Source organism: Streptomyces sp. Ag109_G2-15 (assembly GCF_900215565.1).
Lineage (GTDB): Bacteria > Actinomycetota > Actinomycetes > Streptomycetales > Streptomycetaceae > Streptomyces > Streptomyces diastatochromogenes.
The window spans coordinates 281,790-296,004 of sequence record NZ_OCNI01000002.1 but is presented as its reverse complement, the minus strand read 5'-3'; the positions used below and the strand labels follow the sequence as shown (position 1 = coordinate 296,004).

Here is a 14,215-nt window from a genome sequence, read left to right as displayed (position 1 = left end):
ATGGCCAGGACGGCACAGAAAACAGAAGAGCTCTCCGGCCTCGACCGGTTGCGCGACGAACTCGTCGACTACCTCGGCGCCCAGATGGAGCATCTCGCGGACGTGGCAGGCGACAAAGTGGAGGATCTCACCGACCAGTTGCTGGACGTAGCCGAGGGCGGGGGCGTTCTCCCGAAGGTCGGCGCGCACGTCCTCCAGGGCGATTCACCCATCAAAGCCCTGATCGGCGAGAAGGCGAAGAGCATCAAGGACAGCGTGACCGAAAAGGCTGCGGACCTGTTCGGTGGTGGCAAGGGCCGCAAGTCCGGCAATCCCAAGGTCACGAACATCATCGAACACCTCGATGTAGGCGTCCCCGTCCGCGTCGCCTACGACCACTGGACCCGGTTCGAGAAGTTCAGCTCCTTCACCAAAGGCGTGCGCAGTGTGTCCCAGGGGGACGAGACCAGCAGCGACTGGAAAGTGAAGGTCGGGCCTTCCTCCCGTTCCTGGAAGGCCACCATCCAGGAACAGATCCCGGACGAGCGGATCATGTGGACCTCGGACGGCGCCAAGGGCAGCACCCGCGGCTGCGTCACCTTCCACGAACTGACGCCCACACTCACGCACATCGTGATCGTCGTCGAGTACTACCCCTCCGGCCTCTTCGAGAAGACCGGCAACCTCTGGCGTGCCCAGGGACGCCGACTGCGCCTCGATGCGAAGCACTTCCAGCGATACGTCACCCTCTCCGACGAGGCCGCCGACGGGTGGCGCGGGGAGATCCGCGACGGCGAAGTGGTGCGCACCCACGAGGAGGCGCTAGAGGAGGAGGATGCCGAGTACGAGGAAGAAGAACCGGAGGAAGGCGAAGAAGGCGAGGAAGCCGAGGAAGGCGAGGAAGCCGAGGAAGGCGAGGAAGGCGAGGAAGGCGAGGAAGGCGAGGAAGCCGAAGAAGGCGAATACCCGGAGGACGAAACGGAATACGAGGACGAAGACGAGAACGAGGAGGCGTGAGACCGCAGAGAGGTGGTCACCCCCTACGGTCCGGGGCAGGTCATGCCAGGTCGTCGAGGCGCCGTTCCGCCCTGGCGAGGGAGCGTCGGCAGCGGCCCAGGCCCTTCCAGGGGTCTCCGTACTTGTCCAGGCGTTCGGGGAGGCTGCGCAGTGTCCACTTCCGCGGGCCCAGTTGCGGGTCGTCGAGTTCCTCCCAGTCCAGCGGGGTGGCGACCGGAGCGTGCGGGCGGGCGCGTACGGCGTAGGGGGCGACCGAGGTCTGGGCGTAGGCGTTGCGTTGGGTGTCCAGGTAGAGACGCCCCCGGCGCTTGTTCTTGCGCGGCTCGGTGGTCAGCCGGTCGCTGTGCCGAGCGGCGAGCAGGTCGGCGACGCGCCGGGCGAAGTGCCGTGCGGTGTCGAAGTCCGTGCGCCGGTCGAGCGGGACCAGCAGGTGCAGGCCGCGTGATCCCGTTGTCATCAGCGCGGGACGCAGCCCCAGTTCGGTGAGCAGATCGCCCAACTGACGTGCGGCCCACCGGACGGTCTCGAAGCCGTCGCTCGTGTCTCCGGGAGGGTCGAGGTCGAAGACGAGCCGGTCGGGGCAGTGCAGGCAGTCCGCGGGGCTCAGCCACGGATGCGGCGTGATGCACGCCTGGTTGGCGAGGTAGACGAGGGTGGCGGTGCCGTCACAGACCACCATGGTGAGGCTGCCGCCCTCCTTGGGCACCCGCACGGTATGAATCCAGTCCGGGAAGTAATCGGGAACGTCCTTGTGGAAGAAGGACTTTCCCTTGTAGCCGTCGGGGTGGCGTTCCATCATCAGGGGCCGGTCCTTGAGATGGGTGAGCATCGGGCGCGCCACGGTCCGGTAGTAGTCGATCAGTTCGGCCTTGGTGATTCCATCGTCCGGGAACAGTTCCTTGTCCGGATGGGACAACGGCACGCTGCGGCCGCCGACACGCACCTCGTCTCCGGTCTTCGCCCTGGCACCCATGAGTACCTCCTCGTCTTCAGACGGTCCATGCCTGCGCGCAATTCCTCCAGAGTCCTGCGGTCGTAGCCGGTGCCGACCTTTCCCGCGTGGAAGAGCCGTTGTCTCTCGTAGTAACCGACCCGCAGCGCACCGAAGCCGGTACGGCTGCCCCCGGGGCCGGTGAAGCCGCCGATCACCAGCTCCTGCCGTCGGCTGCACTTGAACTTCAGCCACTTCGTCGAGCGGCGTTGCTGCGGGTGCGCAACGGCAGCGACCGGTCGGGGACGGGCATCCGGATCCACCTCTTCCACCGGAAGGACAGGCAGCAGCGGCCCCCTCCGAGTACCCGCCGGACCAGGTTGGATGCGGGCAGCGACCCGAGCCGACGGAACCGGGGGCGATCGACGAGTGAGCACCCTCAGCGTGGCGGCCCGGAGGGCTCCCCAGCCGCGAGTCCGCAGGTGTCGACGGCTCTCCCGGGGGCAGTCGGGGGTTGTACAGACCTGCGACTGCCCGTGGGGCGCCGGACGACCCCGAGTGGCACGGAGAGGAGGGCGGTATCAGGTGGTGCGCACTGTCGGAGTGGAGGAGGAACTCCTTCTGGTCGACCCGGACAGCGGGGAGCCGAAGTCGCTGTCGGCCGCCGTCCTCGCCCGTGCCACCCAGGACGATCCCGGACAGGACGTGTTCCAGAAGGAGCTGTTCGGGCAGATGCTGGAGTTCGCCACGCATCCGCAGGCGGACATGGCGGACCTCGGCGCCGAGATCGTGCGCTGCCGCAAGGAGGCGGCGCGGCTCGCCGGCGAGTTCGGGTGCGCGGTCGCCGCGCTCGCCACTTCCCCGCTGCCGGCCAGCCCGTCGATCAGCGTGAACGAGCGCTACGAGTGGATGGCCCGGCGGTACGGGATCACCACCCAGGACCAGCTCGTGTGCGGCTGCCATGTGCATGTTTCGGTGGAGTCCGACGAGGAGGGCGTCGCCGTCCTCGACCGGCTCCGGCCGTGGCTTCCGGTGCTCCTGGCGCTCAGCGCCAACTCGCCGTTCTGTCAGGGCCGGGACACCGGCTACGCCGCCTACCGCAGCCGGGTTTGGGAGCGCTGGCCGTCGGCGGGGCCTACGGAGCTGTTCGGCTCGGCCGAGCGGTACCACCGGTGGGTGTCGGACATGGTGGCCACGGGGGTCATCCTGGACGAGCGGATGGCGTACTTCGACGCGCGGCTGTCCGCGCGTTACCCGACGGTGGAGATCCGGGTGGCGGACGTGTGTCTGCGCGCGGATACCGCCGTCCTGGTCGCCACACTCTCCCGGGCCCTGGTCGAGACGGCGGCGCGAGACTGGCGGGCGGGCACACCACCGCCCGACCACGGTGTCTGCCTGCTGAGGCTTGCCGCCTGGCAGGCTGCCCGGTCGGGTCTGGGCCAGGAACTGCTCGACCCCGCGACCATGCGGCCCCGGCCCGCCCCGGACGTGGTGCGCTCGTTGCTGGGGCACACCGGAGACGCACTGACCGGCAGTGGGGATGCGGCCTTGGTCGAGGAGGCTGTGGCCCGACTGCTGCACCGCGGCAACGGAGCCCGCGAGCAGCGTCTGCTCATGGAGCGCACGGGCAGCCTGCGCAACGTCGTCACCGAGTGCATACGGCACACCCAGGAGTGAGCGACTCGGTGAGACATCGGGGCGAGTACCGCTCGGTGCCCGAACAGTACAAGGCCCTGCCCTCGGGCACGGCCCCACGGCGTCGCGCACGTCGTGCGGTCACACGCGGGGTTCCGGTTCGGTGTGGCGGAGCAGTACGCCCACGCCCTCGTGCAGTCTCACCTGCTGCTCGGGCACCAGGACCAGCTCGGCCCGGGTGCCGACCAGGGCGCGGGTGAGGACCGCGTCGGCGCGCTCCTCGCGGACGTCCTGGACGCCGTAGGAGCGCAGTTCCTGTTCGGTGAGGGCGAGTTGGCCGGGTTCCGGGCCGGCCCACAGGCGGAGCGGCGACTCGGGGTGGTGGTTGAGGAAGAGGGCTTTGATCTGGCCGCGCTGCAGAGCCGACACGGCGGGGGCAAGGCCTTCGGCCGATGCTCCGTCGTGGGCGCACTCGGCGAGGAAGGCCGCCAGCAGGGACCGGTCGTGCGCGGCCATGCGTCCGCCGAAGAGGCTTTCGAGCCGGTGCCCCGGTGTGACCCTGGTCAGGGGCCATACGCCGATCTCGGCCTCGATCCGCACACTGCCCGGGGCGTCCGTGGAGTGCCGGCCGCTGTAGTGGACGTACGCCGCCAGGTAGGGGATCCCGGGGGAGTGCTGGACGATCAGCGGCAGGGTAGGCGCCGGGGACGTCGGTGTCGCCGGAACAGCGCATGCACCGCCCGGCAGGAGCCGTAGCCACTGCTCCTGCCGTGTATGGCCGATGTCGGCCGGGCGCGCACCGAGCTTCTGAAGGCGTTCGCGTTCGGCGTCCTGATCGCGGTCGGTGGCGTTGACGTCGATGTGCGGCCGGGATTTCCCCACCGAACCCTTCGCGTGGCCCGATCTCCGGCGTGCCGTCGTCCTCGCGACCGAGCACGAGAAGCCCCGTGGGTCAGCCGAGTCGGGCTGTCATCCGGTTCTGTCGGCTGCTTCGGTGTGCTTGACGTCGTGCTGGACCAGGAGGGAGAGCAGATCCGCCACGGTCAGGTCCGCCTCGGCCGGGTGGCGCAGGATGGTTCCCGGCTGGATTTTGTACGTGTTGGACCGACCTTCGCGGTCGTGGGTGAGGTAACCGTCCGCCTCCAGGTCGGAAATGATCTTCTGGACCGCGCGTTCGGTGAGCCGGCAGTGTGCGGCAATGTCGCGGACGCGGCTCCGGTGATTGGTCGCGATCGCGGCCAGGACCCGGGCGTGGTTGGTGAGGAACGTCCACCCCGTGTGTGGCTCCGGTACTTCTCCCATGCTTCCAGGGTAGGACGTCTGTTTCACGCGTCCAAAAGGATGAAACAAATTTCCGGTATTACTTGACAGGCTACAGTCGGCGAGTCGAACCTGAATGCGGAATCAGTGGGCGCCACGGAGGAGGCGGCCATGTTGAGAAGAAAGCTTCCCCGGCAGCAGGCCAGGGAGGTGGAGATGGGGAGCAGGCGATCGGTGATGCAATCGCCTGCCGGAGCGGATGCAGCACCGCAGGGTCTCCTGATCGACGCCTCGCCCCACGGGGGGCGCGTGTGCGTGACGATTCGCGGCGAGATCGACTTGAGCGCGCAAGCGGCACTCGAAGCCGCGTTGCGGGACGCCGTCACGCGGAGCACCTACGGTGTGGATCTCGACATGAGCGGGACAACGTTCTGCGATTGCACCGGCTTGAACTGCTTCCTGGCCGCGCGGCACCGCGCCCTGCCGGCAGGCAAAACTGTGACCATCCAGGCTGCCAGCCGTCAGGTGCAGCGCCTGCTGAGCGTGACGGGCACGTGGCCGCTGTTCACGCTTGAGCACCGGGCCTTGAGCCAGTCGGCATGCGCGCCCACGCCGCCGACCGCAGCACACGAGGAGGAAGCCCTGGACGGTGACGAGGACCTGCGTACGGAGGTCGAACAGCTGCGTCGGGCCATGCAGACGCGTCCGGTCATCGACCAGGCCACGGGGATCCTGATGGCCACGTTCGGCCTCAGAGCCCAGGACGCCTGGCATGTGCTGGTCGAGGTCTCCCAGAGCACGAACACCAAACTCGCCGTGGTCGCCGAGGAACTGGTGACTACGGTTCAGGGCCAGGCGCTCTCCGCGGCAGTCCAGCAGCAGGTGCGCGCGGCTGTCGCCTCTCTTCCCGCCGGCCATGCACCTGCCGATGAGAAGCCGTTGCAACAGTCTGTCCAGGAGGACGGCGATGATGGCCGTGCGACGACTTCACCAGACGAGGCATGACCCAGAAGTAGCCGCACAGGGTCCGGCCCCTCGCTGCACCTGCCGCACTTGCCTGGCGGTGCCCGGCCTCAAGGCGCCCGGACGTGTGAGCGGCGGCGCGCAGGACGTATCGAATCCGACGATGGCCGGCCCTCGGGCTTCCCGAACGGGCTGCGGACGGGCAGCGCGGGCAGCTACCGGAGCTCATCGCCGCTTCAGGTATGGCTGACGGACGGCCGATGGCTGTCGTGCGTCAAGCCGCCAGGGGCGCAACGCCCGGTTGGATTCCGGGTCTTGTGCGCATCTCGACAGGTTGATCACGGCCGCGCCGACAGGAGCGAGTGATGGACGGCGACCCGCTGGTTGAGGATGCTGGGCCTCGTGCGTTCTGTGATCTCTGCCGAGCCTCTATAGCCCCTGGGCAGGCTGTCCATGGGCAGGTGAGGGACTCGTCGTTCGCCCACCCTGTCGACCCGCAGCAGGACGGCAACCGAATGGTGACCTCCTGCTGTGTGGATCATCTGGCTGAGCTCCAGCGGCAGTTTCGCGAGCGGCCCTTCGTGACCGAGGAGCTGTGGGTGGCGAAGATTGATCAGGTGATGCAGCGGCATCACGTGGGATTGAGCAATGAACAGCTGGTCAGGGAAACCGGGCTGAACCTGTTGCAACTTGAGGCCGCGGCGCGCTGGTGCCTGGGCGTCGGTCCTCCTGTAGACGGCCCGGGAGCGGACGAAGGATGAGCGGCAGGCGGTGGACAGGGCGCTCGCCCCCTGTTGAAGTGCGCGGTCGCGCGGATCCCGAACACCACGTCGGCCTCCGACCAAGGGCCGAGCAACCAGGACGCCAGGGCCCGTATGCTGCCGACCCTGCACCGGGCCCCGCGTGACGCCGGGCTGAAGAGCGGTCCTGCTGGTTCACAGATAGGCCCTTCGCGAGGGATCTGGCAGCGGAAGGGGCGAACGGCCGACTCTGCGGCCGTTCGCCCCTGGGGTGGCGGGTTCGGGTCAGGCGTCCAGGCGGCGCTTGGCGAGCCAGGTGACCATCTTTGGGTCGTGGTGGTCGAAGAACAGGGAGCTGCCCGTGTCGAGGGTGGCGATGGCGGCCATCTGCTCATCGGTGAGCCGGAAGTCGAAGACGTCGATGTTCTCGGCCATGCGCTCGGCCCGCACCGACTTGGGGATGGCGACGACGCCGCGCTGGGTCAGCCAGCGCAGGACGACCTGGGCGACGGACTTGTCGAACTCCTTGCCGATCTCGGCAAGCAGCGGGTTGGTAAACAGGTCGTTCTTGCCCTCGGCGAAGCCGCCCCAGGACTGGATCTGCACCCCGTGCTCGCGCATGAGGTCCTGGTACTCGGCGCGCTGGAAGAAGGGGTGGGTCTCGATCTGGTTGACGGCCGGGGTGATCTCGCTGTTGACGATCAGGTCGATCAGCCGGTCGGGGTAGAAGTTGGCGACACCGACCGCCTTGGCCACACCCTCGCGGTTGAGCGCCTCCATGGCACGCCACTGGCCGTAGACGTCGCCGAAGGGCTGGTGCATCAGGTACAGGTCGAGGTGGTCCAGGCCCAGCTTGTTCAGGGACGTCTCGAACGCGCGGCGGGTGTTGTCCTCGGTGGGGGCGTCCTGGACCCACAGCTTGGTCGTGACGAACAGCTCCTCGCGCGCGATGCCGCTGGACTTGATGGCGCGGCCTACGGCTTCTTCGTTGCCGTAGGCGGCGGCGGTGTCCAGCAGGCGGTAGCCGGCGCCCAGGGCCTCGGAGACGGCGCGCTCGGTGTCCTCGGCGGGAATCTGGTAGACGCCGAAGCCGAGGAGCGGCATCTCGACACCGTTGTTGAGAGTGACGGTCTGCATGAGCGGAATGTCCTTCGCAGTGCGGGTGGTCAGGGGCGGATGAGGGCCTTGAGGACCTGGCGGTCGGCCATGGCCCGATAGGCGTTTGGCGTCCGGTCGAGGGTGAAGGTGCGGTCGAAGACGCGGCCGGGAGCGATGGTGCCGTCCAGGACGTCGGCCAGCAGTTCCGGGATATAGGCGCGGGCGGGGCTCGCGCCGCCGGTCAGGGTGATGTTGCGCATGAACTCGGCAGGGCCGATCGACCCCTGCTCGTACTTGGGGGACGCCCAGGCGACTGATGGTGCCGCCGTTCAGAACCGCGCCGAGCGCGGTGTCGAGGGCCTGGCGGGTGCCGACGGCCTCGATGACCTTGTCCACGCCGCCGGTCAACTCGCGGATGCGTGCGATGCCCTCCTCGCCGCGCTCGGCGACCACGTCGGTGGCGCCGAAGTCGCGGCCCAGGGTGGTGCGCACCTCGTGGCGGCCGGCCAGCACGATTCGCTCGGCACCGAGCCTTTTCGCGGCGATCACCGCGCACAGACCGACCGCGCCGTCGCCGACGACGAGCACCGCGTCCCCGCGGCCGACGCGGGCTGTGACGGCTCCGTGGTGGCCGGTGGTCATCACGTCCGACAGGGCCAGCAGCGAAGGCAGCAGCTCGGAGTCGGCGGCTACCGGCAGCTTCACCAGGGTGCCGTCCGCGTACGGGACTCGGACGGCTTCGCCCTGCCCGCCGTCTACAGCGTCGAAGCCGTACCGGCCGCCGTTGCGGCACGAGATGTGCAGGCCCTTGGTGCAGTAGTCGCAGGTGTTGTCGCTGTAGGTGAACGGCGCGACGACCAGGTCGCCCGCCTTGAGGCCGGTCACGTCCGCGCCGGTCTCCTCGACGACGCCGAGGAACTCGTGCCCCATGGGGCGGCCGGTGTCAGTGGCTGGCATCGACTGGTAGGGCCACAGGTCGCTGCCGCACACGCACGCGGCCAGCGTGCGCACCACCGCGTCGGTCGAATCCACGATCTTCGGGTCGGGCCGGTACTCGACGCGGACGTCGCCGGCTCCGTACATCACTGCTGCACGCATCAGGGGTACTACTCCAAACGGAGGTGTGCTGGGCGGTGCGGGTGATCAGCGTTCGAGCATCTGCGCCTGGGCTTCGGTGTGGGTGTCGCCGGCGGCAGGCGGCAGGCTGCTGAGCTGGTGCAGCTGCTCGGCGGTGAGCGTGACTGCATCGGCGGCGGTGTTCTCCTCGACCCGGGTCACCCGCTTGGTGCCGGGGATCGGGGCGATGTCGTCGCCCTGGGCGAGCAGCCAGGCCAGCGCGACCTGCGCCGGTGTCGCGCCGACCTCGGCGGCCAGGGCCTTGACCTCGTCGGCGAGCGCCAGGTTGCGCTGGAAGTTCTCCCCGGTGAAGCGGGGGTTGTCGCGGCGGAAGTCGTCCTCGTCGAACTGGTCGGTGGAGCGGACGGTGCCGGTCAGGAAGCCACGGCCCAGCGGAGAGAACGGCACCAGGCCGATGTTCAGCTCCCGCAGGACGGGCAGAACGCGCTCCTCGATGCCGCGGGTCCACAGCGAGTACTCCGACTGCACCGCGGTGACCGGCTGCACGGCATGGGCCCGGCGGATCGTGTCCGGACCGGCCTCGGACAGGCCGAAAGCGCGCACCTTACCCTCGGTAATCAGCTCGCCCACGGCGCCGGCGGTCTCCTCGATCGGCGTGCTCGGATCCACCCGGTGCTGGTAGTACAGGTCGATGTGGTCGGTACCCAGCCGCTTCAGTGAGCCCTCGACCGCGGTGCGGATGTTCGCCGGGGTGGAGTCCAGGTTCCACGCGCCGTCACCGGCGTGTGAGACCAGGCCGAACTTGGTGGCCAGCACCACCTTGTCCCGGCGGCCCTTCAGCGCCCGCCCGAGCAACTCCTCGTTGGCGTAGGGGCCGTAGATCTCGGCGGTGTCGATGAGCGTGACGCCCAGCTCCAGCGCCCGGTGCACGGTCCTGATCGACTCCGCCTCATCGGTACCGGAGCCGGTGTAGCCGTGGGACATGCCCATAGCGCCCAGACCGATCCGGGAAACCTCCAGGTCACGCAGCTTGATGTACCGCATCTCGCCCTCTCCGGCTCGTGGTGCTGCCGGGCCCCTTCGCCACTCTCGCCCAGGCCGTCAGGCGGTGCCTGTCGTGGCCTGGACGGCAGCGAGGGTGGTGCCGGCATCTTGCTCATTCACCTTCGCCCGGATTCCTCCGGTGTGGCAGGGCGGGCTCTTCAGGGGTAATGACAGGGACCCCCTCCCGTCTGCAAGCCACGTGCCGAGCGGGTGAGACTGGAGTCATGGCATCCGAGAGCGCGAACAGCGAGGGCGCCGAGCTGGGCCGCTACCTGCGCGCCCGCCGCACCCAGACCAGCCCCGAACACGTCGGCCTCACCGTCGGCGCCGGCATCCGTCGCACCCCCGGCCTGCGCCGCGAGGAGCTGGCCACCCTCGCCGGCATCAGCATCGACTACTACGTGCGCCTGGAACGCGGCAAGGAGACCCGCCCCAGCCCCGCCGTCCTGGACTCGCTCGCCCGAGCCCTGCATATGGACGACCAAGAGCACCAGCACCTGCGCGAGCTCGCCGCCCGCGCCGCCCGCTACACCCCCGAGCCGCCGCCCGCGCCCAGCCGGACCGTGCGCCCCCACCTCCAGCTGCTCCTGGAGTCACTGCGCCCGAACCCGGCGTACGTCATCAGCCGCAGCATGGACGTGCTCGCCTGGAACCCCGGCGGCCTCGCCCTGTACGCGGGCCTGGACGACTGGCCCGTCAAACACCGCAACCTCGCCCGCTACCTCTTCCTCCACCCCGCAGCCCGCGACATCTTCGCCGACTGGGATCGGCAGATCACCGCCTGCGTCGCCCGCCTGCGCGCCATCGCCGGCACCGCACCCGACGCCCCGGACCTCACCCACCTCGTCGGCGAGCTGCTTCTCAGGAGCCCTGACTTCGCGGGCCTGTGGGAACGCTACGAAGTCACCGGGCGTAAACCCGCCCACAAGACGTTCCACCACCCCCAGGTCGGCACGATCACCCTCACCTCGCAGTCACTGCACATTGAAGGCACACCCGGCCAGCGCATCGGCGTCTACACCGCCGAACCCGGCAGCCCCGACCACGATGCACTGCTCCTGCTCGACATGACTGCACCGTGGCCTGTGGACCGCTCCGCGTCCGCCCCGCAAGAAGCCGCCGATCAGCAACCGTGAGACAACCTAAGGACCGCTGGTCACGGGCCTGTCCCATGCCATGAGCAGAACTCCTCGCCCAGGCCGAAGCCTCCCGCGAGCTGGGCGGCAACCTCGGCCACGACGACGTCACCGCCTGACGTGACGCAGCGGCGGGCCGGACGGACAACTTCCGTCCTCGCTGCTGACTCGGGGAAGGGCGTACCGGGTCCGCGGATACGCCGGCGGATACGGAGCCGCCACGTTCCTGAGACTGAGCGGCTGTGCCAGAGACCTGAGACAGCGGACGAACCGCTGGTCAACGGGAACCACCTGTGCCACGAGCAGCGAGGCCCTACACCAGCGTATGAGTGTCACAGGCTGCGCACCAGGCAGGACATGGCCAGTCGCGGTCCAGGGCGGGGGCGCCGCCGGGCGCTCAGGGCGGCTTGCATTACTTCGAGCGGGACTGCAGGCGAGCGGGGGTTCGCTGCCGGCATGCGCGGGTACCCGGCAGCCACCGCTGACCGGACGCGGCGGGGCAGACGGTACGCATGCGAGGAGGGACGCGACACCATGAAGGCAGTCATTTGGCAGGGGCGGCGGGACGTGCGCGTCGAGGACGTGCCTGACCCACGGATCGAGGAGCCCACCGATGCCGTCATCCGCATTACGTCCACCGGGCTGTGCGGATCGGATCTGCACTTGTACGAGGTGCTCACCCCGTTCATGACCCCGGGTGACATCCTTGGCCACGAACCGATGGGAATCGTCGAGGAAGTCGGCGCTGGGGTACCCGACCTCGCGGCGGGTGACCGGGTCGTGGTGCCGTTCCAGATCGCCTGCGGATCCTGCTGGATGTGCCTGACGGGGCTGCCCACCCAGTGCGAGACCACCCAGGTCACCGGGGAGGGCATGGGCGCCGCCCTGTTCGGCTACACCCGCCTGTACGGTTCGGTGCCCGGCGCACAGGCGGAATACCTGCGGGTTCCGCAGGCGCAGTACGGCCCTATCAAGGTGCCCGAGGGTCCGCCGGACGACCGCTTCGTCTACCTCTCCGACGTGCTGCCCACCGCATGGCAGGCCGTCGAGTACGCGTCCCTCCCGCCCGGCGGCACTCTCGCCGTCCTCGGCCTCGGTCCGATCGGCGACATGGCCTGTCGTATCGCGATGGCCCGGGGTGCCGAGCGGGTGTTCGGTGTCGACCTCGTGCCCGAGCGGCTGGCCAGGGCGGGCCGACGCGGCGTGCAGACGTACGACCTCAGGGCCTTCGACGACGAGAAGGCGCTCGTCACCGCGATTCGCGACGCGACCGACGGCCGGGGCCCGGACGCCGTGATCGATGCCGTCGGCACCGAGGCCCACGGCAGCGCCGCCGCCAAACTCGCCCAGACGGCCTCCGCGCTCCTGCCCCGCAGGCTCAGCGGGCCGCTCGCGGAACGCTTCAGCATCGACCGGCTCGGAGCCCTCCACATGGCCATCGACCTGGTCCGGCGCGGCGGCACGATCTCGCTCAGCGGCGTGTACGGCGGCACGGCCGACCCGATGCCCCTGCTCACCCTCTTCGACAAGCAGATCCAGCTACGGATGGGGCAGGCGAACGTCCGCCGGTGGAGCGACCAGATCATGCTGTACCTCACGGACGAGGACCCCCTGGGTGTCGACGACTTCGCCACCCACCGGCTGCCGCTGGCCGAGGCGCCGCACGCCTACGAGATGTTCCAGCGCAAGCAGGACGGGGCGATCAAAATCCTGATGCGGCCGTAGCTACCCAGGCGCCGTCGTACGCGGTGCGCTCCCCGTACTCGAACACGAGCGGATCCGAGGCGGGGGTGAGATGCTCACTACGCGATCGACTTCCGTTCGTGGGGAATCTTCTCGCCGGCCTCGATTGCCACCGGGAGCCGGTTCTCGGCGGGCGGCAGCGGGCAGGTCGCGAAGTCGGTGTAGGCGCACGGCAGGTTGGTGGCGCGGTTGAAGTCCAGGACCACGGCGCCGTCGGGCCCCGGGACGTCGATCTGCAGGGCGCGGTTGGCCGCGTATGTGGTCACGCCTGAGGTCGCGTCGGTGAACAGCACCATGAGGCTGCCCGGTGTGCGTCCGTTGAACGCGGTCAGGCTCAACTCCCGGCCGGCGATGCCGAAGTCGATCCGGCCGGGTGCGTCGTAGACGTGCTGAAGCCCCTCGACGGCGGCGCCCACGGTGGTCGGCCGTGGTTGGGCGAAGGGGATGTACCTGCCGGTGACCACCCAGCGCGGGTCCGGCGCATACGCGGGCGTCCCGGTGAAGGCGGTGCGCAGCTGATGCTGTGGGTGCCGCGGCCGGATCACGTCGTGGCCGCCGCGCCTGGCGATCTCGATCACCGCGTCCCTCCAGACGGCGTTGACGCCGCCGCGTTCCGGGACGACGCCGAAAGCGTGTCGTCCGCGCACCACGGTGCCGTCGACGACGAGTTCCTCGTCCTCGCCGAGTACGACGCTGACACCGTCGTCGCCCGTCGACCAGATGCCGGGCGCGTCGGGGAAGCGCTGGGGTTGGGCGGTCGGCCAGTGCAGGCCGGTGACGGCGAGGAATCCGTGTTCGTGGGCGAGCGCGGCATCCTTCCGGAGGTGCCACGCCTCCCATTCCTCGGTGAAGGCGTCGATGTCGGTGGGGGAATCCTGGACGGTCATGTGAACTCCTTGGGGATTAAGTCCGGTTGGGGGAGGATCAGCGCCTCACACGGCGTCTGTTGGCGGGGGAGCGGCGGGCGACGTCCCCGATGTTGTACCCGGCGATGCTGCGGCTGTTCCTGCGTCCGCGAAGCCCTCGCGGGCGAACAACGTGTCGTAGCCCAAAACGCCGGCCAGTTCCGCCTTCTCGAGGAGCCCAGCGCGCCCACCGGTCGGACGAAGTCCGTGTCGGCCACGGCAAACTCGGCTTGGCCTCCGAAAGCCGGGAGGTAGGCGGCGACTTGCTCGCCGACAGCCGGTCCCCTCGCCCCGGTGTCTGGATCTCCCCCAGGACCTCCGGGCCGCCGCTCGACTTCGATCCGTATGCATGCATGCGGTGCTCCTCTCAACCGTGCTGCCGGACCGGAAGCGGAGAGTCCCAGCCCTCTGCGAAGAGGGTCACTGTCAGGGGGCGCCGCTCACGGGCGGTTGAGGGCGCGACGGCGGCATGAACGGGGCCGCGAGGGACTGGCCGGGCGCCTGGGGCGCGGCGTCACCGTCCGGCGGAACAGGCCGTGGTCGTGACGCGCACGTAGTCGACGTGGCGGCGGGTCACGAGCACGGTCATGAAGCCAGCAAACCACAGTCGCCGCGAACAACACCAGTGACTGCCTCACCCCGGCCGCCGGGCAGCGCCTGCGGAACAAGTTCGCCTACCGGCGCGGC

The 14,215-nt window shown here is 69.3% G+C and carries 12 protein-coding genes and 2 pseudogenes; 6 read left to right on the top strand and 8 right to left on the bottom strand.

Features of this window, described 5'->3' with window-relative positions; genetic code table 11:
* Positions 1-996, top strand: a complete 996-nt coding sequence (locus tag CRP49_RS37860; RefSeq protein WP_097257940.1) for an SRPBCC family protein — start codon at positions 1-3, stop codon at positions 994-996.
* A 40-nt stretch (positions 997-1,036) separates the two neighbouring features.
* Here CRP49_RS37860 and ligD read toward each other — a convergent pair whose 3' ends face one another.
* Positions 1,037-1,969, bottom strand: a complete 933-nt coding sequence (ligD, locus tag CRP49_RS37855) for a non-homologous end-joining DNA ligase (protein ID WP_143670088.1) — start codon at positions 1,967-1,969, stop codon at positions 1,037-1,039.
* A complete protein-coding gene (locus CRP49_RS49425; protein ID WP_373560443.1) occupies positions 1,855-2,145 on the bottom strand; it encodes a hypothetical protein in 291 nt (96 codons plus the stop codon). The genes ligD and CRP49_RS49425 overlap by 115 nt, the downstream gene beginning before the upstream one ends.
* A 370-nt stretch (positions 2,146-2,515) precedes the next feature.
* On the opposite strand from CRP49_RS49425, the gene CRP49_RS37845 reads away from it, so the two are divergent.
* Complete coding sequence (locus CRP49_RS37845; protein ID WP_097259239.1) at positions 2,516-3,604, top strand: glutamate--cysteine ligase; 1,089 nt, start codon at positions 2,516-2,518, stop codon at positions 3,602-3,604.
* A 714-nt stretch (positions 3,605-4,318) separates the two neighbouring features.
* On the opposite strand, the pseudogene CRP49_RS37840 reads toward CRP49_RS37845, so the two are convergent.
* Both CRP49_RS37840 and CRP49_RS37835 read right to left on the bottom strand, forming a co-directional pair.
* Positions 4,319-4,502 (bottom strand): annotated as a pseudogene (locus tag CRP49_RS37840) (VOC family protein); the annotation flags it as partial.
* A 29-nt stretch (positions 4,503-4,531) separates the two neighbouring features.
* Positions 4,532-4,864: a helix-turn-helix domain-containing protein gene (locus tag CRP49_RS37835; RefSeq protein ID WP_097257937.1), complete on the bottom strand. Its 333-nt coding sequence runs from the start codon at positions 4,862-4,864 to the stop codon at positions 4,532-4,534.
* Between the two features lie 129 nt (positions 4,865-4,993).
* Between CRP49_RS37835 and CRP49_RS37830 the strand changes: the two genes are divergently transcribed.
* Both CRP49_RS37830 and CRP49_RS37825 read left to right on the top strand, forming a co-directional pair.
* Positions 4,994-5,827: an ANTAR domain-containing protein gene (locus tag CRP49_RS37830; RefSeq protein WP_257033760.1), complete on the top strand. Its 834-nt coding sequence runs from the start codon at positions 4,994-4,996 to the stop codon at positions 5,825-5,827.
* A gap of 323 nt (positions 5,828-6,150) precedes the next feature.
* Positions 6,151-6,546, top strand: a complete 396-nt coding sequence (locus CRP49_RS37825; protein ID WP_097257936.1) for a hypothetical protein — start codon at positions 6,151-6,153, stop codon at positions 6,544-6,546.
* Between the two features lie 264 nt (positions 6,547-6,810).
* Here the strand turns inward: CRP49_RS37825 and CRP49_RS37820 are convergent, their stop codons facing one another.
* The 3 genes and pseudogenes from CRP49_RS37820 to CRP49_RS37810 form a co-directional block, all read right to left on the bottom strand.
* Positions 6,811-7,662: an aldo/keto reductase gene (locus tag CRP49_RS37820; protein ID WP_097257935.1), complete on the bottom strand. Its 852-nt coding sequence runs from the start codon at positions 7,660-7,662 to the stop codon at positions 6,811-6,813.
* Positions 7,663-7,691: 29 nt separating this feature from the next.
* Positions 7,692-8,721: pseudogene (locus CRP49_RS37815) on the bottom strand (zinc-binding dehydrogenase).
* Positions 8,722-8,766: 45 nt separating this feature from the next.
* Positions 8,767-9,744 carry an aldo/keto reductase gene (locus CRP49_RS37810; RefSeq protein ID WP_097257934.1) on the bottom strand — a complete coding sequence of 326 codons (978 nt, stop codon included), beginning with the start codon at positions 9,742-9,744 and terminating at the stop codon, positions 8,767-8,769.
* Between the two features lie 224 nt (positions 9,745-9,968).
* On the opposite strand from CRP49_RS37810, the gene CRP49_RS37805 reads away from it, so the two are divergent.
* Positions 9,969-10,880: a helix-turn-helix transcriptional regulator gene (locus CRP49_RS37805; protein WP_097257933.1), complete on the top strand. Its 912-nt coding sequence runs from the start codon at positions 9,969-9,971 to the stop codon at positions 10,878-10,880.
* Positions 10,881-11,414: 534 nt separating this feature from the next.
* Positions 11,415-12,605: a zinc-dependent alcohol dehydrogenase gene (locus CRP49_RS37800; RefSeq protein ID WP_097257932.1), complete on the top strand. Its 1,191-nt coding sequence runs from the start codon at positions 11,415-11,417 to the stop codon at positions 12,603-12,605.
* Between the two features lie 77 nt (positions 12,606-12,682).
* On the opposite strand, the gene CRP49_RS37795 is transcribed toward CRP49_RS37800, so the two are convergent.
* Positions 12,683-13,510 carry a DUF1684 domain-containing protein gene (locus CRP49_RS37795; protein ID WP_097257931.1) on the bottom strand — a complete coding sequence of 276 codons (828 nt, stop codon included), beginning with the start codon at positions 13,508-13,510 and terminating at the stop codon, positions 12,683-12,685.
* Positions 13,511-14,215: the final 705 nt, after the last annotated feature.